Source organism: Pseudomonas sp. P5_A12 (assembly GCF_056400685.1).
Window position 1 is genome coordinate 1 of record NZ_JBFUKU010000064.1, and the last position, 23,472, is coordinate 23,472.

The 23,472-nt window shown below is 60.5% G+C and carries 23 protein-coding genes and 1 pseudogene; 12 read left to right on the forward strand and 12 right to left on the reverse strand.

The features are described 5' to 3' along the window. From AC1DSG_RS11565 to AC1DSG_RS11575, 3 genes and pseudogenes are all read left to right on the forward strand, one after another. A pseudogene (locus tag AC1DSG_RS11565) lies at positions 1 to 221 on the forward strand (putrescine ABC transporter permease PotH); the annotation flags it as partial. Then, positions 218 to 1,102 carry an ABC transporter permease subunit gene (locus AC1DSG_RS11570; protein WP_477791009.1) on the forward strand — a complete coding sequence of 295 codons (885 nt, stop codon included), beginning with the start codon at positions 218 to 220 and terminating at the stop codon, positions 1,100 to 1,102. The pseudogene AC1DSG_RS11565 and the gene AC1DSG_RS11570, both read left to right, overlap by 4 nt. 113 nt (positions 1,103 to 1,215) lie before the next feature. Continuing rightward, positions 1,216 to 2,313 carry a polyamine ABC transporter substrate-binding protein gene (locus tag AC1DSG_RS11575; RefSeq protein ID WP_477791010.1) on the forward strand — a complete coding sequence of 366 codons (1,098 nt, stop codon included), beginning with the start codon at positions 1,216 to 1,218 and terminating at the stop codon, positions 2,311 to 2,313. Between the two features lie 233 nt (positions 2,314 to 2,546). On the opposite strand, the gene thpR is transcribed toward AC1DSG_RS11575, so the two are convergent. Continuing rightward, positions 2,547 to 3,086, reverse strand: a complete 540-nt coding sequence (thpR, locus tag AC1DSG_RS11580) for an RNA 2',3'-cyclic phosphodiesterase (RefSeq protein ID WP_477791011.1) — start codon at positions 3,084 to 3,086, stop codon at positions 2,547 to 2,549. Between the two features lie 61 nt (positions 3,087 to 3,147). Between thpR and AC1DSG_RS11585 the strand changes: the two genes are divergently transcribed. Next, positions 3,148 to 3,342 (forward strand): hypothetical protein, encoded by a 195-nt coding sequence (locus AC1DSG_RS11585; RefSeq protein WP_007946346.1) that lies wholly within the window; start codon positions 3,148 to 3,150, stop codon positions 3,340 to 3,342. Positions 3,343 to 3,356: 14 nt separating this feature from the next. Here AC1DSG_RS11585 and AC1DSG_RS11590 read toward each other — a convergent pair whose 3' ends face one another. Both AC1DSG_RS11590 and AC1DSG_RS11595 read right to left on the reverse strand, forming a co-directional pair. Then, complete coding sequence (locus tag AC1DSG_RS11590; RefSeq protein WP_477791012.1) at positions 3,357 to 3,710, reverse strand: DUF1428 domain-containing protein; 354 nt, start codon at positions 3,708 to 3,710, stop codon at positions 3,357 to 3,359. 2 nt (positions 3,711 to 3,712) lie between these two features. Continuing rightward, positions 3,713 to 4,801 (reverse strand): hypothetical protein, encoded by a 1,089-nt coding sequence (locus tag AC1DSG_RS11595; RefSeq protein ID WP_477791013.1) that lies wholly within the window; start codon positions 4,799 to 4,801, stop codon positions 3,713 to 3,715. Positions 4,802 to 5,217: 416 nt separating this feature from the next. On the opposite strand from AC1DSG_RS11595, the gene AC1DSG_RS11600 reads away from it, so the two are divergent. Continuing rightward, the gene (locus AC1DSG_RS11600) at positions 5,218 to 5,487 is read left to right on the forward strand and encodes a hypothetical protein (RefSeq protein ID WP_477791014.1); all 270 of its coding nucleotides are present in this window, start codon (positions 5,218 to 5,220) and stop codon (positions 5,485 to 5,487) included. Here AC1DSG_RS11600 and AC1DSG_RS11605 read toward each other — a convergent pair. Together AC1DSG_RS11605 and AC1DSG_RS11610 are read right to left on the reverse strand one after the other, a co-directional pair. Continuing rightward, positions 5,484 to 6,122, reverse strand: a complete 639-nt coding sequence (locus tag AC1DSG_RS11605; RefSeq protein WP_477791015.1) for a Vgb family protein — start codon at positions 6,120 to 6,122, stop codon at positions 5,484 to 5,486. The two genes, AC1DSG_RS11600 and AC1DSG_RS11605, sit on opposite strands and share 4 nt — an antisense overlap. Before the next feature lie 36 nt (positions 6,123 to 6,158). After that, positions 6,159 to 7,370 carry a helix-turn-helix domain-containing protein gene (locus tag AC1DSG_RS11610; RefSeq protein ID WP_477791016.1) on the reverse strand — a complete coding sequence of 404 codons (1,212 nt, stop codon included), beginning with the start codon at positions 7,368 to 7,370 and terminating at the stop codon, positions 6,159 to 6,161. 171 nt (positions 7,371 to 7,541) lie between these two features. On the opposite strand from AC1DSG_RS11610, the gene AC1DSG_RS11615 reads away from it, so the two are divergent. Continuing rightward, positions 7,542 to 7,973, forward strand: a complete 432-nt coding sequence (locus AC1DSG_RS11615) for a nuclear transport factor 2 family protein (RefSeq protein ID WP_477791017.1) — start codon at positions 7,542 to 7,544, stop codon at positions 7,971 to 7,973. A 73-nt stretch (positions 7,974 to 8,046) separates the two neighbouring features. On the opposite strand, the gene AC1DSG_RS11620 is transcribed toward AC1DSG_RS11615, so the two are convergent. After that, a complete protein-coding gene (locus AC1DSG_RS11620) occupies positions 8,047 to 9,249 on the reverse strand; it encodes an NAD(P)/FAD-dependent oxidoreductase (protein WP_477791018.1) in 1,203 nt (400 codons plus the stop codon). Positions 9,250 to 9,495: 246 nt separating this feature from the next. Between AC1DSG_RS11620 and AC1DSG_RS11625 the strand changes: the two genes are divergently transcribed. The 3 genes from AC1DSG_RS11625 (at position 9,496) to AC1DSG_RS11635 (ending at position 11,027) form a co-directional block, all read left to right on the forward strand. Next, positions 9,496 to 10,065: an RrF2 family transcriptional regulator gene (locus tag AC1DSG_RS11625; RefSeq protein ID WP_477791019.1), complete on the forward strand. Its 570-nt coding sequence runs from the start codon at positions 9,496 to 9,498 to the stop codon at positions 10,063 to 10,065. A gap of 49 nt (positions 10,066 to 10,114) precedes the next feature. Then, a complete protein-coding gene (locus AC1DSG_RS11630; RefSeq protein ID WP_477791020.1) occupies positions 10,115 to 10,516 on the forward strand; it encodes a hypothetical protein in 402 nt (133 codons plus the stop codon). A 235-nt stretch (positions 10,517 to 10,751) separates the two neighbouring features. Further along, positions 10,752 to 11,027 (forward strand): DUF3303 domain-containing protein, encoded by a 276-nt coding sequence (locus AC1DSG_RS11635; protein WP_477791021.1) that lies wholly within the window; start codon positions 10,752 to 10,754, stop codon positions 11,025 to 11,027. Positions 11,028 to 11,074: 47 nt separating this feature from the next. Here the strand turns inward: AC1DSG_RS11635 and AC1DSG_RS11640 are convergent, their stop codons facing one another. The 5 genes from AC1DSG_RS11640 to AC1DSG_RS11660 all read right to left on the reverse strand — a co-directional run bounded on the left by AC1DSG_RS11640 (position 11,075) and on the right by AC1DSG_RS11660 (position 19,271). Continuing rightward, positions 11,075 to 13,504 carry an efflux RND transporter permease subunit gene (locus tag AC1DSG_RS11640; protein WP_477791022.1) on the reverse strand — a complete coding sequence of 810 codons (2,430 nt, stop codon included), beginning with the start codon at positions 13,502 to 13,504 and terminating at the stop codon, positions 11,075 to 11,077. A 27-nt stretch (positions 13,505 to 13,531) separates the two neighbouring features. Continuing rightward, a complete protein-coding gene (locus AC1DSG_RS11645; RefSeq protein ID WP_477791023.1) occupies positions 13,532 to 14,605 on the reverse strand; it encodes a WD40/YVTN/BNR-like repeat-containing protein in 1,074 nt (357 codons plus the stop codon). Between the two features lie 135 nt (positions 14,606 to 14,740). Further along, on the reverse strand, positions 14,741 to 16,105 hold the full coding sequence (locus AC1DSG_RS11650; RefSeq protein ID WP_477791024.1) for a DUF1329 domain-containing protein: 1,365 nt from the start codon (positions 16,103 to 16,105) through the stop codon (positions 14,741 to 14,743). A 32-nt stretch (positions 16,106 to 16,137) separates the two neighbouring features. Then, entirely contained in the window at positions 16,138 to 17,967 is a 1,830-nt protein-coding gene (locus tag AC1DSG_RS11655; protein WP_477791025.1) for a DUF1302 domain-containing protein, read from the reverse strand. Positions 17,968 to 18,221: 254 nt separating this feature from the next. After that, on the reverse strand, positions 18,222 to 19,271 hold the full coding sequence (locus tag AC1DSG_RS11660; RefSeq protein ID WP_477791026.1) for an AraC family transcriptional regulator: 1,050 nt from the start codon (positions 19,269 to 19,271) through the stop codon (positions 18,222 to 18,224). Positions 19,272 to 19,483: 212 nt separating this feature from the next. Between AC1DSG_RS11660 and AC1DSG_RS11665 the strand changes: the two genes are divergently transcribed. The 3 genes from AC1DSG_RS11665 to AC1DSG_RS11675 are packed head-to-tail and all read left to right on the forward strand — an operon-like array spanning position 19,484 to position 22,630. Then, positions 19,484 to 21,145: a GMC family oxidoreductase gene (locus AC1DSG_RS11665; RefSeq protein ID WP_477791027.1), complete on the forward strand. Its 1,662-nt coding sequence runs from the start codon at positions 19,484 to 19,486 to the stop codon at positions 21,143 to 21,145. Continuing rightward, positions 21,114 to 21,470 carry a hypothetical protein gene (locus AC1DSG_RS11670; protein ID WP_477791028.1) on the forward strand — a complete coding sequence of 119 codons (357 nt, stop codon included), beginning with the start codon at positions 21,114 to 21,116 and terminating at the stop codon, positions 21,468 to 21,470. The genes AC1DSG_RS11665 and AC1DSG_RS11670 overlap by 32 nt, the downstream gene beginning before the upstream one ends. Before the next feature lie 38 nt (positions 21,471 to 21,508). Then, positions 21,509 to 22,630, forward strand: a complete 1,122-nt coding sequence (locus tag AC1DSG_RS11675; protein WP_477791029.1) for a CaiB/BaiF CoA transferase family protein — start codon at positions 21,509 to 21,511, stop codon at positions 22,628 to 22,630. A 177-nt stretch (positions 22,631 to 22,807) separates the two neighbouring features. Here the strand turns inward: AC1DSG_RS11675 and AC1DSG_RS11680 are convergent, their stop codons facing one another. Continuing rightward, the gene (locus AC1DSG_RS11680) at positions 22,808 to 23,167 is read right to left on the reverse strand and encodes a DUF6124 family protein (protein WP_477791030.1); all 360 of its coding nucleotides are present in this window, start codon (positions 23,165 to 23,167) and stop codon (positions 22,808 to 22,810) included. Positions 23,168 to 23,472: the final 305 nt, after the last annotated feature.

Sequence of the window (23,472 nt, forward strand, 5' to 3'; positions counted from 1 at the left end):
GCATGCTGGTGTTCATTCCGGTGGTCGGTGAGTTCGTGATTCCGGAACTGCTGGGCGGCCCGGAGACGCTGATGATCGGTCGCGTGCTGTGGCAAGAGTTCTTCAACAACCGCGACTGGCCGGTGGCGTCTGCACTGGCGGTGGTAATGCTCTTGATCCTGATTGTGCCGATTCTGCTGTTTAACCGCAGCCAGGCCAAAGAAATGGAGGCACGGGGATGAAACGCTTCGGATTTTCAAAGTTCATGCTGATTTTCGGCTTGTCGTTCATCTACTTGCCGATGCTGATCCTGGTGATCTACTCGTTCAACGCCTCGAAATTGGTGACGGTGTGGGGCGGCTGGTCGTTCAAGTGGTACGCCGGTTTGCTCGACAACACGCAACTGATGGGCTCGGTGGTGCGTTCGCTGGAAATCGCCTGCTACACGGCGGTGGCAGCGGTTGCACTGGGGACGTTGGCGGCGTTTGTGCTGACCCGCGTCACGCGCTTCAAAGGTCGCACGCTGTTCGGTGGCCTCGTGACGGCGCCACTGGTAATGCCGGAAGTGATCACCGGTCTGTCGCTGTTGCTGCTGTTCGTGGCCATGGCGCAGATGATCGGCTGGCCGATGGAACGCGGCATCGTCACCATCTGGATCGCGCACACCACGTTCTGTGCGGCGTATGTGGCAGTGGTGGTGTCGGCACGGTTGCGTGAGCTGGACCTGTCCATCGAAGAAGCGGCCATGGACCTCGGGGCCAAGCCATTCAAGGTGTTTTTCCTGATCACCATTCCGATGATCGCGCCCTCGTTGGCGGCCGGCGGCATGATGTCGTTTGCCCTGTCGCTGGATGACCTGGTGTTGGCGAGCTTCGTGTCGGGGCCGGGTTCGACGACCCTGCCGATGGAAGTGTTCTCGGCGGTGCGTCTGGGGGTCAAGCCTGAGATCAACGCCGTGGCCAGCCTGATTCTGTTGGCGGTATCGATTGTGACCTTCATGGTCTGGTACTTCAGCCGCCGCGCCGAAGCCACCCGTAAACGTGCGATCCAGGAAGCGATGGACCAGACCGCCAGTGAATCGTGGCAACAACCTAATAAGCAAATGGCTGGAGCAACGGCTTAAGGGCCTGTAGCACGCCCCCCCTTGTAGCAGCTGGCGAAGCCTGCTGCTACAAGGGGGGCGCCTAGACTGCAAATGTTTTGCGTATTTGAATAAAAAAGAATGGAGTTGTACCGATGAAAATGTTTGGCAGGACTCTGCTGACACTGTCCTTATTGGGCGCAATGGCTACCGGCGCCCAGGCCAATGACAAGGTACTGCGCGTCTACAACTGGTCGGATTACATCGCCCCGGACACCGTCAAGAAGTTCGAAGACGAGACCGGCATTCGCGTGACCTACGATGTGTTCGACAGCAATGAAACCCTTGAGGCACGCCTGCTCGCGGGCAAATCCGGCTACGACATCGTCGTGCCGTCCAACAGTTTCCTGGCCAAGCAGATCAAGGCGGGTGTCTATCAGACACTGGACAAATCGAAGCTGCCAAACTGGAAAAACCTCAATCCGGTGCTGCTGAAAAACGCTTCTGCCAGCGACCCGGATAACGCCCATGCCTTCCCGTACATGTGGGGCTCGATCGGCATTGGTTTCAACCCGGCCAAGGTCAAGGAAGTGCTCGGCGCCAACGCACCGACCCACTCCTGGGACTTGCTGTTCAAACCGGAAAACGCCGAAAAACTCAAAGCCTGCGGCATCAGCTTCCTCGACTCGCCCACCGAAATGCTACCGGCCGCCCTGCACTACCTGGGCTACCCGGTGAATTCACAAGACAAAGGCCAGATCGCCGAAGCTGAAGCGTTGTTCATGAAGATTCGCCCTTCCGTGGCGTACTTCCATTCGTCGAAGTACAWCTCCGACCTGGCCAACGGCAACATCTGCGTGGCAGTCGGTTATTCCGGTGACGTCTTGCAAGCCAAGGCCCGTGCCCAGGAATCGGGCAACACGGTGCAGATCGACTACAGCATCCCGAAAGAAGGCGCCGGCAGTTTCTATGACATGGTCGCCATCCCTCGGGACGCGGCAAACGTCGAGAACGCCTACCTGTTCATGAACTTCCTGATGCGCCCGGACATCATCGCCGAGATCACCAACAACATCGGCTACAGCAACGCCAACGCGGCGGCAACACCGTTGGTGGATGAAGCGATTCGCGATGATCCGGGCTCATATCCGCCCCAGGACGTGATGGCGACGCTGTATGCGATTCCGGATATGCCGATCGGGATTCAGCGAGTGATGACCCGGGGCTGGACGCGGGTCAAGCTCGGGAAGTAATGATCGTTCCCACGCTCCGCGTGGGAATGCAGCCCGGGACGCTCCGCGTCCCTTTCCACAGCCGAACGCGGAGCGTCCGCGAAGGCATTCCCACGCAGAGCGTGGGAACGATCAGTGCCAAAGTTTTCCGTTCCCGCAGCGCCTTACCACCGCTGCACGCTCCCTGCAGCAGAACGGCCTCACCTGGCTCCTCGGTTAAGGTGAATTCGGGCGCCCTCCTCGGGCGCCTTTTTTTATGCGGGCACCAGCGGCCATTCGGCCAATGCCCGATAACGCCCCTTGTGCGACTCAAACAACACAAAGCGATCAGCCCGCAGGAAAAACTCCGGCGGCGTCGCGGACTCGGGCACCGGCAGCCGGTAGTCGCGCATCAAGGTCAAATGCGGTCGAAACTCCTTCGGCGCATCTTCAAACCCAAACGGCAACATCGCCTGTTCCAGCGCATACACCAACCGCAATAACGCCGGCGGCGCCTGCTCCGGTGCCAGCACCAACACCCCAGCCCTGCGCCAGACATCCAGCCGGTCAAGCGCCAACTTCAACGGCACACCCGGCACGCGAACCTTCGCGGCGGCGGCGCAGATATCGGCGATCTGCGCCACACCCACCGCGCCCAAAAACTTCAACGTCAGGTGAAAGTTTTCCACTGGCACCGGGCGCCCGCTGTGCAGTTCAAGCGCGCTGCGCCATTGGGCAATCGCCTTGCGTTGCTCGGGCGGGCAATTCAGCGCAAAAAACAGCCGTTTGAGTGGTTCATGGGATTCGTCGCTCACGCCTGGCACCTCCTGACATGCACGTTATAGTTGAACCAACCGAAAACAACGGGAGGGGGCCATGCGGCAGATCATCAGCAAAGAGCCATGGTGGGCGATGCCACCGCAACCGGGTCAGGATGAGTCCGAGCTGGAATGGGGCTGGCTGGTTCACTATAGCGAAGGTGAGCCACGTTTCGAGTTCGTCAGGGAGCGGCCGACCGACAACGAGATCCGTAATCGCAAGAGTTGCCGGATCACCCCGAGCGCGGAGTGATCCGGCAGGTTGTTTCAGGCCTGATAGATGATGTTGAAGCCGCCGAAGATTATTCGCTGACCATCGAACGGCATTGAATTGACGTCCGGTTGCATGCGCGGGTCGGCCATCATTTTCTGCATGCCGGCATTGCGGGTCTGCTTGTCCGGCCAGACGATCCAGGAAAACACCACGGTTTCGTCTTCCTTGAGTTTCACCGCCATCGGAAACGAGGTCACTTTGCCGTCCGGCACATCGTCGCCCCAGCATTCAACAATGCTCAAGGCGCCGTTTTCCTTGAAAATCGCGCTGGTGATTTCGGCGTGCTTCTTGAATTGCTCGCGATTGGCGGTCGGTACGGCAATCACACAACCATCGACATAAGACATGGTCATTCTCCTGTGGGGGATTGAGGGTCGAGGTGCTGGTTAGTCGATTCCGTCGGACTCCAATCGACAGATCCGCTGACCGAATCGACCGGCGGTGCTTCGGCACTGACCGCCAGATTGCCCTCGATCTGCCCCGCCATGTACAGCGTCCCTGCCATCACGCCAGTCGTCGGATTCTGCACTAGCTTCAGCCAGGCCTTGTCGAACGTATTGCCCAGGCTGCTGCGAATCAGCGCCTCGCTGTCGGGTCGGTCGGCGGCCTGGATGAGCGCGCGGATCCCGGCCACCCCGACGGTGATCAAGCCCCCGGCCAGTTTCCCGGCAGCGGCGGCCACCGCACTGGCGGCCCCGCGCGGGGCCATTTCGGCTTCCATGCGCTGACTGGCGCGCTTGGCCACGGGCGCCATGGCGGTGTCCGTCGAACCGACCCCCTTGTCGCCACCCGCCYTGTGAATCTTGTCGATCAGCGCTGCGTAAGCTGGCAGTGAATCCAGCGGTTGCGTACGCACGACCTGGTAAAGCGAGGCATTGCGCGCGGGCGGTGGCCCGAGGTCAATGGCGGGGATTTTCTGGATGCGGCCATTGAGCTGGGCCATCGGGATGCCGTGACGCTTGGAAATTTTCTGCAGCTCTTCCTGAAGAATGTCCACGTAGAACGCCGTGGAGTTGCCGAGAATTTGGTCGGGATCAATCTCGACCGCGACCGGCGCCAGCACGCGTTCCTGGTATTGCTCCAGCAAGTAGCCTGCCAGGCGCTTGGACGAGGCATCCTGCTCGCCCTTGGCACTGAGGGTGTACCAGCTGACCTTCATCGACAACCATTCCTGGGTCCAGTAACTGCTGAACCAGGGGATGAAGTTCTCTTCGGTGAGTTGGTAGACCCGTGTGCGCCAGTAATCCATGGCCCCGCGTGAGTAGATTCGCGTCTGCTCGGTGGCCGATTGCGACGCCGCGACGATTTCGCGATCCACCTGTCGCCAAGTGCTATCGGACACGACCACCACAACCGCCGCCACCTCCGGGGCACGCTCAGGCGTGGCGCATCCCGCCAACACCATCAGCACGGCGACGATCAGCGAACGCAGGTTCAAGATCGCGATTTCCTACAGTCGCCCTCGGGCAGAATGCCCGAAACTCAAAGGCCTATTGTTTGGAGTATAGGTGGCGGTATTTGTTCGCCGTGGGTTGGATAGCGAGTTTGAGGGCCTCATCGCGAGCAGGCTCGCTCCCACAGTTTTGAACTCATCGCGATCCAAATGTGGGAGCGAGCCTGCTCGCGATGAGGCCCACAAGAACACCATCATTAACATCGATATTCACCATCGCGACGAATGCCTTCCGCACCAACCCCCTCAGGCGCACGATCACCCAATACCAACCCAAACCCCGCCTCGGAGGGCCGCATCATGTTGATCCATCTCCTGACCTGCCTGGCCCTGACCGCCGTGACGCTGACGCTTTTTTCCCGTTTCATCCTGGACATCGGCCAGACCGAGGAGCACCCGTCATGATCCACTCCGTCAGCCTGGCCGTGAGCTTCCCGGTATTTGGCACTAACTTCTACGCGCAAGATTTCGTGTCGCGCAAAGAACTGTCACTGGTGTTCGACGCGAACTTCGAGGCGTTGCTGATGCCGGCAGCGGCCAACCACTTCAACAACGAAGTGGTCGGGCTCAATGATCAGTTCCGCTTTCTCAATGACGTGCTGGTCGAACACCTGCTGGAGATCGAGCTGGCCCAGAGCGCACCCCGCTCGTCGCGTCAGTTTACGTTCTAGGAAGACACGGGCCGACGAACGGCCCGCACCTTGCCGCTATTGCCACCGCCACAGAAAAACCGCTCGGCGCCGTCCGACTCAAGACCTGACACCCCCACCCCTGGCGGCATTTCGACGGCCTCCAGGACTTTGCCGGTGATCGGGTCAATTCGCCGCAACTCACTCTGATCTTCCTCCCACGTGCCATGCCACAGATCGCCGTCCACCCAAGTCACCCCGGTGACAAAACGATTGGACTCAATGGTGCGCAGAATCGCCCCGGTGTCGGGGTCGATCTGATGGATTTTGCGCGCCCGGTACTGACCGACCCACAGCGTGCCTTCCGCCCACGTCAGCCCCGAATCAGCGCCACCGCCAGGCGCCGGGATGGTGGCAAGTACACGGCCGCTTTGCGGATCGATCTTGTGGATGTGTTCGCCGGCAATCTGGAACAAGTGCTGGCCGTCAAAGGCGGTTCCTGCGTCTGCGGCAACGTTGATTGAACCCGTTGGTTGTCCACTTTCCGGATCGAGGGCGTTGAGCTTTTCTCCGGAAGCAAACCAGACGCGCCGGCCGTCAAACGAGACGCCATGCACGCTGTCGACGCCGGGAAACGGGCCGTATTCACGGATGATTTCAGCAGTTGAACGTTTCATGGTTGCATCCTCTTCACTGGGTGTGTGGAGTGGATCCTAATCACCCGGCAACAACGCCGTGAGTAACAATGTCGTCGCGAATCCCGGCAACGGAGGTGTCATCCAGCGCCGGGCGCGGCCACGGCCAAACGCCTGCACTTTGCCGACGACCGCCAGTGCATCAAGTGCCCGTTGCACGCTGCGCTGACCGGTGCCCAGCGCCATTGCCAGGGCCGAACTCGACCACGACTCACCATCTGCCAGAAACGCCAGCAGCGCCGCGTGCTGCTCCTCCACCGGTCGCGCCAGCACCACGACGTCCGGCGACACCAGGGCAAAGCCGCGCTTCGTCGCGGTGACCCCGGCCAGCGGCCGAAGCGCCGCACGCAGCCGTCCGACCTCGACGCGCAACCGCGCACGATGGGATTCATCACTGAGTTTCAAACGAAAAGCATAGGCGATGAGTGTTTCCCGGGGGACATCGGCGGGCCAGGCTTCGGCCAATGCCCGCGCGAGTGTGAACAGCACCGGACGCCTGGCCAGGGACACCGACATGCCAGCGCCGCGCACCACGTAACGACATGCATCGACCACCAGCGAGGTTGAGGTGAGCAGCGTTTCCACCTCATCCAACATCAGCGGCCGCGCCTCGCCACGGCAGATCAACCGGGCTGCGGGGGCGTCCATCACGTGAGCGACATTGTCGACTTCGGCGCTGAGCGCCGGGATCCCGGCCTCGCCTGCAAAGCGTTCGGCCCGCTCCAGCGCAGACCGCGCTTTTTTGATCTCCAGTCGGCGCATCGCGATGCCGGCCACCACCAACTCATGCGCGGCGCGCAGGGCCGGCGGCAAGGGCGCCGGATCCAGCCGGGCAAGCCGTTCCTCGACCTGATCGAGATGGCCGATCAGCAACAACCGGCGGATCTCCAGATACCGCGCGTGGGCCGCATTCACCCAATCCCCATGGGCTTCGAGCGTTGCCCGCGCTGTGTCGAGGGCTTTTTCCGGCCAGCTCAAATCGCGAGCCGCCAAGGCAATTTCGGCTTCGGCCACCACACAGCGCGCCCGGGCCATGGGCTCTTTCGAACCAAATGCCCGCCCCGCCCGTTTGACCAGCGCCTTCGCGCGTTCCAGATCACCGAGTTGCGCCATGGCGATGCCGCGCAGTGCCAGCGCGGGCGCATCGTCGCGCAACGCAACCCGATTCAACGCCCCAAGCGGGTCACCCGCCGCCAGTGCACGGGCGGCGGCGGTGATCAGCGAGTCCATGTGAGTCGCGCCACAGTGGTCACTCCCAACGTTTGATGTCCGCTGGTTAGTCTATCTCACACCGTCGGCTTGCCCCGGTTCGGTGGTGCATGTGGGGGATTCTCTAAATTCTTTTTAGGTTGTACGATGACCGATGAGTCACCCCACATCCATAACAACAAGGAAACACCTATGAAGAATGTCAAACTGCTGGTCGGTTTCTTATGCCTCTTCAGTGGCTACGTCGCGGCCGCCGCGGCGCCGGGCGAGAAAGAAGTCGCTAGCGCCGTCGACCATCTGACCCAGGCCATGCTGCACAAGAACATTCCCGAGCTTAAAGAACTGACGGCCGAGAACCTGACCTACGGGCATTCCAGCGGCAAGGTTCAAGACAAGACTGACTTCATCGCCGATATCGAAACCGGCAAAAGTGCCTTCAAAACCCTGGAAATGCAGAACCAGACCATCAACATCTCTGGTGACACAGCGCTGGTTCGCAATCATTTTTCGGCACTCGCGCTCAAGGGCACCGAAGTGGTCCCGACCGAAATCGAGAACTTCCAGATTTGGCAAAAGAAGGGCGACAAATGGCTGCTGGTCGGCCGCCAGGCTTTCCGCATCTAGCTTTCCATATACAAAAAAACATCCCGCCCAAGATCACTTGAGCGGGATTTTTCTATGTTTCAAAGCAGCGCTGTCAAGCCACCGGGATCATCGGATCCGCAGCGGCCAACGCGCTGGCACGATCAGCTGCCGGCGGGTAGATCCACACGGTATTGATCTGGGTTTTGAGCTCTTTGCCTTCCTGCTTGACCAGCTTGACCTGACGATCCCAACCCTCGGTGTAGACCGCGCCCCAGGCGCCCAGATCCAGGCACGTCACGTACTTGGGTTGGCTGTAAGGCGTCGGGTCCACGCCCAGAATGTGCGCCGCCACGTTATTACCGGCGTGACGCCCCAGCGAGATGGCGTGCTGGCAGGTCATCATTGCGTAATTGCCAATGTCATCGCAGGCCGCGTAAGCCACATCGCCCGTGGCATAGATGTCGTCCTGGCCGATGACTTTCAGATGACTGTCCACGTGTAGACGGCCCTGGCCATCACGCTCGGCAGGGATTTGCTCAGTCAGCGAGCTGGCTCGTACACCGGTGGTCCAGACCACGGTTTTGGCGTCGATGCGTTGGCCATCGGCCAAAGTCACGCCGTTTTCGTCGACGGACACCACTGACGACTTCAATTGCCACTTCACCCCCAGTTCCGTGCTCGCTTCGGCAATCGACTGGCTGATTTCGGCGCCCATCGAAGCCCCGACCTTTTCGACACGGTCGACGATGATCACTTCAATGTCGGCACCCTCACCGAGAATTGCCCGCAGACGCGCCGGCATTTCAGTCGCCGTTTCAATCCCGGTGAACCCACCGCCCGCCACCACCACGGTATTGCGGGTTTTGCTGTCTGGCAGGTTGGCCAGGGATTTGAGGTGGTTTTCCAGACGCACGGCTTGTTCAATCTGGTCCACATCAAAGGCATGTTCGACCACGCCCGGGGTGATCGGCAGGGCCAGGCGGCTGCCGGTCGCCAGAACGAGTTTGTCGTAGCTGCACGTCTGCCGGGTGCCCGAAGCATCGATATAGCCCAMGCGTTTTTGCTGCACGTCGATGGTGTCTGCGGCGCCCTTGATGAACTTCACACCCACGGCATCGAACAGCTCACCGATCGGTGCAGCCAGTTGATGAGCGTTCGGCTCGTAGAAGCGCGGACGCACGCGCAGCTCGGCCTGAGGCGCCAGTACCGTGACCTCTACGCCGTTGTGATCATGCAGGTCGAACAGGCGTGTTGCGCTCAACGCCGTCCACATGCCGCCGAAACCTGCGCCGATGACCAGAATGTGCTGTTTCATGGTTTTAACTCCGAGGATGACCCAAGACATAACTCGTTGCCGAGCAGACATCGGCGACTATAGTGATCCGAGTTACAGCCTGCAATACCCAATTAACAATGGTTACTATCGCCAACACTGATACCTCGACAACCCCGAATAGGCTTTAATCATTAAGCAACACCGGGCAGCTAGCCTCGCCAGCGGATCATTGCTCCCCTAACCATCGGCTGATAATATTGGCGACTCATTCAGTCGGAGATCCAGATGTCTCTTTACAGCGCAGGCGTTGAATACGGCATTCATTGCCTGATTTTTTTGGTGGGCGATTCCGGCGACAGCCGTGAGGCGAGCGTGCGCGACCTGGCCGAGTTGCAAGGCGTGCCCCTGGATTACCTGGCCAAGATTTTCACCCGGCTGGCCAAGGCAAAACTGGTGATCGCCACCGAAGGCGTGCGCGGCGGGTTCAAACTGGCGCGGCCGGCGGATGAAATCAGCGTGCTGGATATCGTCAAGGCCATTGATGGCCAGAAACTGATTTTTGATTGCCGCGAAATTCGTGGGCGCTGTGCCGTGTTCGACGGCGCCCCACCGGCGTGGGCCCTCGACGGTCCTTGCTCGGTGCACGCCGTCATGATGACCGCGCAAAAACGCATGGAAGACGCGCTCGCCCAGCAGACCATTCTCGATTTGGCCAGACGGGTCGCACGCAAAGCCCCGACCGAATTCGGTGCTCAGTTGAACACCTGGATGAATGATCGGCGGGAAAAGAAAACCGCCAGCAGTGCGCCGGTTGAGGAGGAGCAAATCATCCCGACGACGGAAATCTCCGACTGACGATTCAGCTATGGGCAAACCGGATTAGAGCGCTCTATGATTGAACCCAATGACCACCTCCGCTCCGATCCGCTCACCCTGCCCGCCCGGCGCCTGCATCTGCGGGCGTGACCCGTTGCTGGAAACACCGGGGGCGGACGTGCGCATCCTGTTCCTGACCCGTCAGGAAGAAAAACGTCTGCTCGACCGACTGGAAAATCTTCAGAGCCTGGCCGACCTCGAACGCCTGCAACAGCGGATGTATGAGCAATTGGGCATCCGCGTCGAGATCGTCCCCAGCTTCAACGAAGTGCGCACCATGCGCGGCATCGGCATCACCCTTGGAGAGCAACCGGGGCTATGCCGCAAAACCCGCCAGTCGATCCCGGCCGCCATTCGCCGCAGCCTGGAAAATCGCCCGGAAATCGCCTACGACATCCTCAACGCCAACGACCTGTTGCGGGATGCGTAAGGTCAGCATCAATGAAAACTACAAGTTCGCCCATGTTTCGCGAGTGAAACAGGTGCCGGGCGTGACGTTGTTCAATCCTTGAAAAGACCATTAAAGAGGATCAGCGGTCGTACACGCACGGCCGGGCGCTGCTATGCCTTCACTGGGGACAAAGGGGGTTCAGCGTAACCGTGGTCCCGGCGCCAGCCAGGTGCGCGAAGACAAACAGGTGCCAATCCGTATCAGGAGGTGGCCTATGTTATTCGTTGTCAGTTGGTCGATTAACCCGGAAAACCGTAACAAGGCGATCGAGCGCTTTCTCAAGACCGGGGGTGTTCCACCCAAAGGCGTCAAGATGCTCGGACGCTGGCATGCCGTAGGCAGTTCGAGCGGTATGGGTGTGCTAGAGGCGAGTGATCTGGTGCCCATCCAGCAATGGGTGCTGGAGTGGAGCGACATCATGAAAATGGACGTCCATGCGGCATTGACCGATGAGCAGGTGGCGCCGCTGTTGGCAGCCACTACCGGTTAGTAGAAGGCATCGGGGCGGTGGTTCACCGCCCCGTTCCTGGTGTTGGCCTATTTCACTTTGCGCAACAAAAAGTGCGACAGCGCCGGGATCAGCACCAACGCCCCGACCATGTTCCAGATGAACATGAAGGTCAGCAGAATGCCCATGTCCGCCTGGAACTTGATCGGCGACCAGGCCCAGGTGATCACACCGGCAGCCAGCGTTATCCCGACCAACGCCACCACTTTGCCGGTGAACGCCACGGCATTGCGATAGGCCTCTGTCAGCGACAACCCGGCACGTTGCTGCGCCAGTTGCACACTCAACAGGTACAACGCGTAATCCACGCCGATCCCCACACCCAGGGCAATCACTGGCAACGTGGCGACTTTGACGCCCATGCCGAGCCAGACCATCAAGGCTTCGCACAGTATCGACGTCAGCATCAAGGGCACCACCGCCACCACCACCGCACGCCAGCTGCGGAAGGTGATGAAGCACAACACAATCACCGCGCCATACACATACAGCAGCATGGTGCGGTTGGCATCGCGCACGACGATGTTGGTCGCTGCTTCAATCCCGGCGCTGCCGGCAGCAAGCATGAACTGACGCTCGCCGTTGCTGTGCTCACGGGCGAAGGTTTCGGCCACTTGCACCACGCGGTCGAGGGTTTCGGCCTTGTGGTCCGACAGGTACGCCACGATAGGCATCATCGAGCAATCGTTGTTGAACAGGTCCGGGCTGCTGACCGAGGCCTGCTGGGCGCCGTAGTTCAGCACGTCCTGATTGCGCGCGATGGTCAGCATCTTCGGGTTGCCTTCATAGGAACCCGCCGTGATTTGCCGCACGGCGTTGGTCAGCGACACCGTGGTTTGCACGCCCGGTACTTGCTGCAACAGCCAGGCAAGGCGATCGGCCTCCACCAATGACTCGTATTTCAGGCAGCCTTCGGTCGGGGTCTTGAGCATGATTGCGAACTGGTCGCTGGACAGCGAGTAGTTGGCGGTGATGTAGGCGTTGTCGCGGTTGTACCGCGAGTCCGAACGCAACTCCGGTGCACCGGGGTCCAAGTCCCCGATCTTCAGATGATGGCTGACGGCAATCCCGCCCACTGCCAACACACCCGCCACGCTCACCGCGATGGTGGCCCAGCGGCGCTCGGTGAACTTGTCGAGAAAACTCCACAGCGCGCCGATGCCTTTGCCGCGCAGTTCCTTGTTCTCGGCGCGCAAACTGCGCTCCGCGGCCTTGCGGCTCACGCCCCAGTACGACAGCAACACCGGCAGCAGCACCAGGTTGGTGAAGATCAGCACCGCGACGCCAATGCTCGCCGTGATCGCCAGATCCTGGATCACCGGAATGTCGATCAGCATCAACACCGCAAAGCCCACGGCATCGGCCAGCAACGCGGTGAGTCCAGCGAGAAACAGACGACGGAAGGTGTAGCGCGCGGCAACCAGTTGATGAGTGCCGCGCCCGACGTCCTGCATGATCCCGTTCATCTTCTGCGCACCGTGGGACACGCCGATGGCGAACACCAGGAATGGCACCAGAATCGAGAACGGGTCCAGCGAAAAGCCGAACAGCGCGACCAGACCCAACTGCCAGACGACCGCGATCACCGAGCACAGAATCACCAGCGCCGTACTGCGTACGCAACGGGTGAAGTAGAAGATGATCGCCGTGGCAATCACGGCGGCGACACCGAAATACAGCATGACCTGCATCAGGCCGTCGATCAGGTCGCCGACCAGTTTGGCAAAGCCGATCACCCGAATCTTGATCGGGCCTTTGCCCTCTTCGCCCGTTACCCGGACGCTGCCTTCGAATTCGTATTTGTCGCGCAGTTTCTCTTCGAGGGTTTTCGAGAACTGGTGATAGTCGATGGCCTGCCCGGTGACCGGGTCTTTCTCCAGCAGCGGCACGAAGATCATGCTCGACTTGAAGTTGTTGCCGATCAGGCTGCCGACAATGCCCGACCGGGCAATGTTCTGCCGCAGCTGCGCAACGCTTTGCGCCGAGCCGTCATAGGAATCGGGCATCACCGGGCCACCCTGGAAGCCTTGCTCGGTGACTTCGGTCCAGCGCACGGCCGGGGTCCACAGCGACTTCATCCAGGCCCGGTCGACGCCCGGCGTGACAAACAGTTCGTCGTTGATCTCTTTCAAGGCATCGAGGTAGTGCGGATCGAAAATGTCGCCGTTGCTGCTCTCCACCACAACCCGCACCGCGTTACCCAGGCCGCGCAGGGCCTGACGGTTTTCCAGGTAGTTCTGGATGAAGGGCTGGCTCTGCGGGAGCATCTTCTCGAAGCTGGCATTGAGCGTCAGCCGGGTGGTGGCGAAGAAGCTCAGTGCAATCGTCACCAGCAGGCAGGCCAGTACCACCCACACGCGGTTGTTGAAAATCAGCCGTTCCAGGGCGTTACCGGAGCGCGCGTCGAAGCCCTTGAGCTCGCGAATGACCGGCATTGTTTCGAGTTCGTGATGACCCATCTTGGTGTTCTCTGTGTGATGCCGGGCTTATTCGAGGGGCAACTGGCGCAGGCCACGGGTGCCTGCCAGCACCAGCGAGCCGCCAGAAACCTGCGCGGCGGCCACGGGGGCCGGTGTGGTGTTCGGTTGAAGCTGAAAACTCGCGCCGTCGTCGCTGCTGACCAGCACATGACCGGCCTGGCTGACCAGCACAATCCGGCCATCTGCCGTGACGGAACTGGCGGTGATGCTCAGGGGCAAACCGAGGTCGATCTTGTTCCAGCTCGCGCCACTGTCAGTGCTGCGGAACACATTGCCGCGCAGACCGAACACCAGCGTCGCGCCCGGCTTACCGGTGATGCCGAAAAAGCTGCCGTTATACGGCGTTGGTGTCGCGTTGAATCGACCGCTCGCACGGTCCAGTTTCAGCACCAGGCCTTGCTCGCCGACGATGAACAAATCGTCGCCCACCGGGCGCAGTGCGTAGAGGTTCAGGGCGCTTGGGTTATCGGTGCGATCCAGCAACGGCGTCCAGTGGCGACCGCCATCGTCGGTGCGCAAAATCAGGTTGAAGGCACCGATGATGTAGCCGACCTGGTCGTTTTCGAACCAGACATCGAGGAAGGGTTTATCGGCGCCTTCGGCGACCATGCGCTGGGCATCGCCGACCCGTAGTTGCAGAATTTCGTCATCCGCTTGGCTGGAAAGTTGATGCTGGTAGTAGTCGAGCAGGATGGGGCCGAGCTGACGCCCGTCCAGTTGCCGGGTCCAGGTCTGGCCGGCATCGCTGCTGTGCAGGACCACGCCATCGTGCCCGACCGCCCAGCCTTGTTGTGGTGTTGGAAAATGCACGGCGACCAGGTCGGAACTGACCGGGACTTGCGCCTGTTGCCAGTGCTGACCGGCATCATCGGAATACAGAATGTGCCCGCGCTGGCCCACGGCAACCAGACGCTCACCCGCGTGAGTCAGCCCGGTCAGCGTCGAGCGTTCGGCGAAAACGCWTGGCAGTGCCGGTGTGTCGAGCACATCGGCAAATTGGCCGGCGAACACCGGGCGGGTGAACGGCACGGCCATGGCAGCCGACAGCGCGGCCAGCAGAAACCACTTGATCATTGTCATTATTATTATCTCGTTGCACACCACGGTTCCCTTGTGGGAGCGAGCCTGCTCGCGAAGAGGCCGGCACATTCAACATAAAAGTTGACTGATACACCGCCTTCGCGAGCAGGCTCGCTCCCACAGGGGGTCGGGGGTTTAGCGGATGCCGGCGCCAGCCAGCGATTCAGCAGACCACTGCGCCTTGGACAGTGGGTCGATGTACTTCAAGCCACCATAAGGACCGTAGAAACCGTTCACGTTGTAAGCACCGGAAATCAGGTCGTAGATCATGTGGTTGATCGTGTCCGGCGCCTTGACGTCGTAGCTGTAGGTCATGTGCGCGAAACCACCGCGGTAGAGCTGGCCACGAGCGTCATACTCGTCGGAGGCCAAAGCGATCCAGCTGTCCTCGTCGAGGTAGAAGGTACGTTTGCTGTAGATGTGGCGTTTGCCCGGCTTGAGCGTGGCTTCCACCACCCACACCCGGTGCAGCTCCCAGCGCATCAAATCCGGATTGACGTGGTTGGCCTTCATCACGTCAGCCGCGTCTTTGTGGTAGCTCAACTTGTAGGTGTTGTACGGCACATACATTTCTTTCTTGCCGACCAGCTTGAAGTCGTAACGGTCCATCGCGCCGTTGAACACGAAGGCATCGTCATAGGTGGCGGCGCCGACAGTGCCCGGGTTTGGCGTGTCGTAGGCCAGGTCCGGTGCCAGTTTCACGCGGCGTTGTCCCGGCAGGTATTGCCAGGCGCGACGCGGTTGTTGCAACGGGTTGACCGAGTCCATCAGCAGCAGCGCTTCACCGGCACGACGCGCAGGGCCGGTGTAGGTCAGCTTGATCTTGTAGTACGGTTCATCGGCTGTCACCGGACCCGCTGGGCGCGATGGGGCAAAGAGCGGGTATTCGATGTTGAACACACCCGTGGAGCTCAACGAAGCGGTACCGGAGGAGTCGACGTTCCACGAGTCGTACTTGTTGGTCATTGCCACGCCTTGATAGCGCTGCAAGTGGTTCCACATCGCTTCGTTGCCGTCAGCGGGGATCGGGAACGGTACGCCCGGCAGGGAGTTTTCCAGACCCAGCCCGCCGTCGATGGTCTTGGCCGTCACGGCGTTTTTCGCGGTGTTGTCCAGGACGGCCTGAGGCATGGCGACAGTGCGGTGAGTCGGGTACACGTCGAGACGATAGGTCGGATAACGGGTGAGCAACGCCTGGGTGGTCGCGGTGAGTTTGTCCTTCTGTGCCGCGAGTTCTTTGGCAGTGATCACCAGGCGCGGTTTTTCAGCGCCGAACGGGTCCGGGCGGAACGAGTCGCCCGACTTGAACTCGGCCGGGATCGTGGTCAGACCGCCGGTGTACGCCGGAATGCTGCCGTCGGCGTTGGCCGCTTTGTCAGCGCCAATCGCCGTCAGGCTGGTGCCGAGCTTGGCCGCTTGATCGGCGCTGACCGCCGCCTGGGCGGAGCCGACAAATGCCAACGCCAGGGCGGTGGCCAATATTGATTGGGTAAACTTCATGGGGTGTCTCCTGTTAACACACAGCACTCGGATCAGAGGGTGGTTTTGAAAGTGAAAGTGACCATGCCGCGATCCTTGAGCTGGGCCACGGTTCCGGCAAACGCAGTGGTCTGGCCGGGCACGCAGTTGTATTGACCGTTGGCACCGGGTGCGGCGCCATCGCCATGGTTCGCAGCATTGCCGGCAGAACCGCAGGTGTCGAAGTCGCCAAAGTTGTCGACGTACTTAAGGTCGAAGCGGTACTGGCTGTGCACGTCCATGCCGACGCCGACGGCGTAGCTGCCGGTGCCTTTGTTGCCGCCCAGTTGCACGGACGACTGGCCCGCGAGGCCAACGTTGTAGTTGACCGGCATGAACATATCGATGCCGGGAAACACCTGGTACCAGGTCGGGTTGAAGTTCATGCCGACGATGTAGTTGTCCTTGGAGACCTTGTCGACGCCGTTGTACCAATCCTCGCCCTTGAACAGTTGCTTGTTGTCGGTGACGTCCAGCCAGCGGCTATACGCGAGTTCAACCAGCAACGAAGAGGAATCCCAGAGCGGTGTTTCGCCGAAGGTGGTCAGGCCGTTCAGCACCGCGTGTACGGTGTTGCCGCGCGCCACGCCGTTCTGGCCATCGAAACTGCTGATGAAACCCGGGGCCCCGGCCGCGCCCAAAGTCGGGTTGACGGTGGCAGGAACGCTGGACAGCGCCATGTTGTGGCGATAGTTGAGGTCGAAACCGACACTCACGCCGGCAATGTTTTTGGCCAGGCTTAAACCGTAGATATCAATGTCATCCACGTAGAACTGGTTGTAGCTGCCGACAGTGCCCGAGGCGATTGCGGCCGGTGTGATTGCACCCGGCTGCAGCGCCAGATTGGGCAGGATGTCCGAGGTTTTGCGGTAGTAGATACCCAGGGTGCCGTCCAGCCACGCCGGGCTCCACTTAGCCATCAGGCCGAAGTCGCCGCTGTTGCTTGGCGTGAAGGTGTGACCGTTTTGCAGGCGCAGAAACTCATTGGCACCCAACGGGCCCTGAAGGCCGAAGAACGGATTCCTTGCGGCGATCAAAGACAGGTTGTGGCCGCCGCTCTGGATACCGTCGTTGAAACCCAGATAGGTGCCGGACTCCGGCAAGCGGGCGGCGTCCCAATCGAAGAAATACTGTGCCGCGAGGGTCAGTTCCGGATTGACGGTGAAGCTGGTGGACAGCTGATTGCGCGGGATGAACAGCTCTTTGGCTTCAGTGCCCGGCACCGCGAGGGCCTTGGACAAATCCAGGCCCGACTGGCCATAACTGTTGCCGTGGGCAAAGGCCAGGACACTTTCACCCCAGTAGACCGTGTGTTTGCCGGCCTTGCCACTGAGCATCGATTCATCGCCGATTTCGGTGCTACCGAACACAAAGGCGTCGAGGATCTCGGAGGACGGGCCGTTGTAATAACGGTCGGCATAGCCGCTCTGGTGCTTGGAATCAGCCTTGCCGTCATTCAGCTGGTTGGTCGCCGGGTTGAAGCTGCCGACGTCGTCATAGGCATGGTCGTACCAGCTGTTGGCGCTGACCCGAAAGCCCATCTGTTTTTTGTACACCACGTCCAGCTCCGACAAGACGTCGAGGCGCTGGGCGACCGGGCTGCCGGAAGAGAAATTGCGGTCACCGTCGTTGTTGTTCCACGAGTTGGCCAGCTTGCTGTTCGCCGCCTCGACACGCTGGGCGTAGTTGAACTTCAAGGTGTTGTCGAAACGAACCGTCAGGTCCTCGTTTCCCGTATCAAATTCGAACGCCTGCACGGGTGTCATGCCCAGCCCGGCGAGTACCGCCGAAGCCAGCAGCCCGCGGCGCAGATTTGGGTGGCAGATCTTATTGTTGTTATTCATCTAGCGTGCTCGCCTTCTCTGTGGTTTCACGAAAAGTCATTCAAAAAAATGCCGACTTCGGTGTGGTGCCCTGCTCTCTGGAGCACTGACCAGTTCGGTCGAGACTGTTGTATCGCGAGGGGTGGGGGGGTCGCCGGTCAATTGGGCCAATTCACCGGTCAGCTAAACAATTTCTGCGGCAACGAATTTTTTGTAGCAGCTGGCGAAGCCTGCTACTACAGGTTGCGTTATGGATTGTGTGCAGGAAGGAGGTTTCAGAGTTGCTGGCGATAATCCGTGGGCGACAGCCCGGTCCAGCGTTTGAACGCGCGGGTGAAATTGCTGGTATCACTGAAACCCAGGAGGAAGGTGATTTCAGTCACCGGCCGCGTCGCCTGGCTCAGGTAGCTGTAGGCCAGTTCCTTGCGGGTGTCATCGAGCAGTTGCTGGAAATGCGTGCCACGCTGGGACAGCTTGAGTTGCAGCTTGGTCGGGCTCATGTGCAGCGCACTGGCCACCTTGTCGCGGCTGCAATCGCCATCCGGGAGGAACTCGATGATTTTCTGGGTCACGCCGGTGATCACATCGTTTTTGTCCAGCCGCGCCAGGTAACTGATGATGATGTTGTCGTTGACCTGGGCCAACTCCGGGCAGGAACCGCTGAGCGGCTGCATCAGATCCGCCTTGTTAAACACCATCAGGCTGCTGGCCTGCCCGAACAACACCGGCGACCTGAACAACGCGTCATAAGGGCCCGCGCCTTCGTGGGGCATCGGGCGGCAGAACTCCATCCGTACCGGCTTGAACTCCTGTTTATAGAGCAGACGCATGGAGCGAATCAGAAAACCGAAAAACGCATCTTCAGTCTCGAAGCAAAGCTCCAGCAAGTGATCGAAACGGAACAGAACCAGGTCGCCCTCCTGGGTGACGTGAGCCTTGGCGACCTGGGACACCAAGCGGAAATAACGCTCCAGGCGCCGGCAGAAATCCAGCAACGTGCCACTGGCCGCCAGGGAGTAGCCCAATGCATGCAGGTGTGTCAGATGAATATGTTTGGCCACGGTCAAGCCGAAATACGGATTGTTGGTGACATCAACGCAGGTGCGATACAGCTTGGTCATCGTCACGACCGGCAGGCGGGCCATCGGATCGGTCGCGACGCCCAGCGGAATGCCCAGCGCGAGGAAGATCCGCTTGCTGTCGACGCCACTGGCGTCCAGCGCGCGGGCGATGGCCACGGTATAGCTACTGATGGTGGTGGGCTGCAACGCTTCTTCACGCAACGATGTTTCAGTGCCGGGCGTATCCATTTTCGAACCTGACATGGGCCTGCCTGTGGGGAATGCGAAAGCCGATACTCGCCCCCGCCCGTCCATCGGTCAATGCCCCGTCGTGTGCATTTTCACGATGTTCCGGTGCTTGGCGCGATAGTCACCTGCCCCACTGACCAGCGAATTCATTCTATTGACCGGTGCCGAGTCGGCCTTGTACCCACAATGCGTTCATGTGGTGCACCCAATAAAAAGAGAAGAACAGCATGAGCCAGAACGCAGAGTTCGATTACATCGTAGTGGGCGCGGGCGCTGCCGGTTGCGTGGTTGCCAGTCGCCTGTCGGAAGATCCGACGATTTCCGTCTGCCTGCTGGAAGCCGGCGGCCCCGACAGTCATCCGCTGGTGCACATGCCGGCGGGCGTAGCGGCGATGGTACCGACCTCGATCAATAACTGGCAGTACCAGACCGTGCCCCAGCCGGGCTTGAACGGCCGCATCGGCTATCAGCCACGTGGCAAGACCCTGGGCGGCAGTTCTTCGATCAACGCCATGGCCTATCACCGCGGCCACCCGCAGGACTTCGACCGCTGGGCCGCGTTGGGCAACCCCGGCTGGAGCTATCAGGAAGTACTGCCGTTCTTCAAGCGCGCCGAGCACAACGAAGACTTCAAAGACGAACTGCACGGCCAGAACGGCCCGCTCAATGTGCGCTTCCACTCCTCGCCCAATCCCTTTGGCGAAACCTTTGTCGAGGCCGGCGTACAGGCGGGTYACCCGCCCTGCCCCGATCAGAATGGCGCGACCATGGAAGGCTTTGGCCGTCTGCAGGTGATGCAAAAGGACGGTCAGCGCTGCAGCGCGGCCAAGGCCTACCTCACACCTAACCGGCACCGACAGAATCTGCAGATTGAAACCCACGCTCACGCAACGCGAATCCTGTTCGACGGCAAGCGCGCGGTGGGCATCGAGTTTGTGCAGAACGGGGTAAAACGCACACTGCGCGCACGACATGAGCTGATCCTGAGTTCCGGCGCCTTCAACTCGCCTCAATTGTTGCTGTTGTCCGGTGTCGGGCCAACGAGTCAAATGCTGAAATTCGACATTCCGCTGGTTCACGAACTGCCAGGCGTCGGTCAGAACCTGGTGGACCACATCGATTACGTGCATTCCTATCGCGTCAAGTCGCGCAACTTGATCGGCCTGTCGCTGGCCGGCGCCTGGGACATCGCCAAAGCAGCGATCCGTTACTGGCGCCATCGCAGCGGGCCGCTGACCACCAACTTCGCCGAGGCCTGCGCCTTCGTCAAAACCTCGCCAGAGCTGGCTCAGGCCGACATCGAACTGGCGCTGACCACCGCTATGTTCGCCAACCATGGACGCACGCTGTATCGCGGCCATGGCCTGAGCTTGCATGCCTGCCTGCTGCATCCGAAAAGCGTCGGGCAACTGACCCTGGCCAGCGCCGACCCGATGGTCGCGCCACTGATCGACCCCGCGTTCCTGACCCATCCCGATGACATCAAAATATTGATTGAAGGCTATCGGATCATCCAGAAAGTCATGGCGACCCCGGCCTTCAAGGCGTTCTGCCCACGGGACGTGATTGGCGCCCCTATGAACACCGACGCCGAGGTCGAGCAGGTACTGCGCAACCGCTCCGACACCCTCTATCACCCGGTCGGCACCTGCAAAATGGGCAACGATTGGATGGCGGTAGTGGATGCCCGATTGAAGGTCCATGGCCTGGAAGGTTTGCGCGTGGTCGACGCCTCGATCATGCCGACTATCATTGGCTGTAGCACCACCGCCGCGACCGTGATGATCGGCGAAAAAGCCGCCGAGTTTATTCGTCAGGACCGCGCYGCAAACGCCTCTCTTTCTTCGAAGGACGATCATGAATCCAGTACGCGCCCTTACCCCGCCTAAGCTGCTCGTGGTTTCAGCAGCTATCGAACTGGCGACTGGCGTGGCGTTGCTGGTCACGCCGGGGCTGGTCAGCAATCTGTTACTGGGGATCGCGACGGACGCGACCAACCTGATCGCCCGGTGTTTTGGCATCGCATTGATTGCGCTCGGCATCGCCTGTTGGCCTCGACCGGCCACCCCTGCCGCACTGCGTTCGATGCTGTTCTATAACGGCGCGATTGCGCTGTACCTGACGTACATCGGCGTGTTGGTCGGCGGCGGGTTATTGCTGTGGCCGGCGGTGGTGTTGCATGCCGTGATGACCGCATTGTTTCTACGTCGTTAACCTCCCCCACATAGACATTCATTCAAAGGAGTACGCACATGGGCGTATTGGACGGCGTTCGTATCGTCGAAATTGCCGGTATCGGACCGGGGCCGTTTTGCGGCATGTTGCTGGCGGACATGGGCGCTGAGGTGATTCTGGTGGAACGCGCCGGCACCAAGGGCGGTGACATGCTCGACCTAGGCAAGCACGCCATCGTCAATCGCGGCAAACAATCGATTGCCCTGGACCTCAAGGATCCTCAAGCCATCGAAGCGGTATTGCGCTTGATCGAGGGCGCCGACGCGCTGATCGAAGGCATGCGCCCCGGCGTCATGGAGCGTCTGGGCCTGGGCCCCGACGTGTGCCTGGCGCGCAATCCGCGACTGGTCTACGGCCGCATGACTGGTTGGGGTCAGCAAGGCCCGTTGGCTCAGGCTGCCGGCCACGACCTCAACTACATCGCGCTGTCCGGCGCTTTGTGGTTCAGCGGTGAAGCCGGCCAGCCGCCGATGGCACCGCCGACACTGGTGGGTGATCTGGGCGGCGGTGCGTTGTACCTGGCGATGGGCATTCTGGCCGGGATCATCAACGCCAGCACCAATGGCGTCGGTCAGGTGGTGGATGCGGCGATTGTCGATGGCAGCGCCAACCTGATGAACTTGCTGCTGTCCGCACACTCCGCTGGCCAGCAGCCACTGGAACGCGGTTGCGGCCTGCTCGACGGCGCCCATTGGGCCCGAACGTATGCCTGCGCCGACGGCTTGTTCGTCAGCGTGCAAGCCCTCGAACCGCAATTCAACGCCTTGCTGTTCAGCAAGCTGGGCCTGGGTGACGACCCAGACTTCAAGAGCCCGTATGATCCGCGCCAGTGGGGCCCATTGCGCAAACGCCTGGAAGCGGTGTTTGCCAGCCAGCCACGCCAGCACTGGATCGACCTGCTGGAAGGCAGCGACGCCTGCTTCGCCCCGGTACTGACGCCGGCAGAAGCCCTGAACCATCCGCACATGGCTGAACGTGGCGTGTACTCACGTGAGAACGGCGTGCTGCAAGCCGCACCCGCGCCACGGTTTTCGGCGACGCCTTCGGCGGTTGGCAAGGTGCCTGTGCGAGGGGAACACAGCACAAGCATTTTGCGCAAAGCAGGTTTGAGTGAAGAGCAGATCCAGCGGTTGATCTGATCCTTTGTCGCGTTCAGGCTTTTTGTCCTCACGCAATGACTGTGACAAGTGAATCCCTGCGGGAGCGAGCCTGCTCGCGATAGCGGTGTGTCAGGCAACATTTATGTCGACTGACACTCCCTCTTCGCTGGCAAGCCAGCTCCTACAGGTTCTGCGTTTCAACTGACCGTTACCTGGCTAAACAGGCACATCAATCTGATCCAGCACCCGATTCGCCGTGATCTCGGCCACCATGATGCTGTTTGAAATGCCCAGCAACGCATAGCGCGCCTCGCCCTCCAGATGGTCCACCAGCTGATGGACCATCACATCGACCGAGGCCAGTGTCTCGACCAAAAAAACCACCAGGGTTTCGTTACTCGCCGCTTGGTCCACGGAAAACAATTTGCTGGGCGTACGCGCGGTGGCTTTGATGTCGGCATTCGACGGGAAGTGGAAGTCGAGGGCTCGTTCGGCGGCCTCGTTGAGTTTGTTTGAATCGGGTTCGTACGGGGAGACCGGATCGGTGTCCGGTGGGTTGGGCGTTACTTTGAACATATGCTTGCTTCTCTGATGGAGTGCCAACCCTCCTGCTGCTAAACGTGAGGGAGGCAGCTGTGCGCAGGTTAGCAGACCGGGGAAGCTAGCAAAGCCGGCGCGCCCGAAGGCGCCCTGCGCACAACCACCATCAAGTACAGGCGTGGGAATGCCTGACTGACAAGCGCTTGTGCAGCTTGCTTATAACCCCGGGCTGCTAAACCCGACCACTGATGGGCAGTGGCAGGGAAACGATAGAGGCCAGGCCCAAGACGCACAAGCCGGCGGATTCTGGCGTAACGGTAGGCAACGGCGCAAGGTCTTGT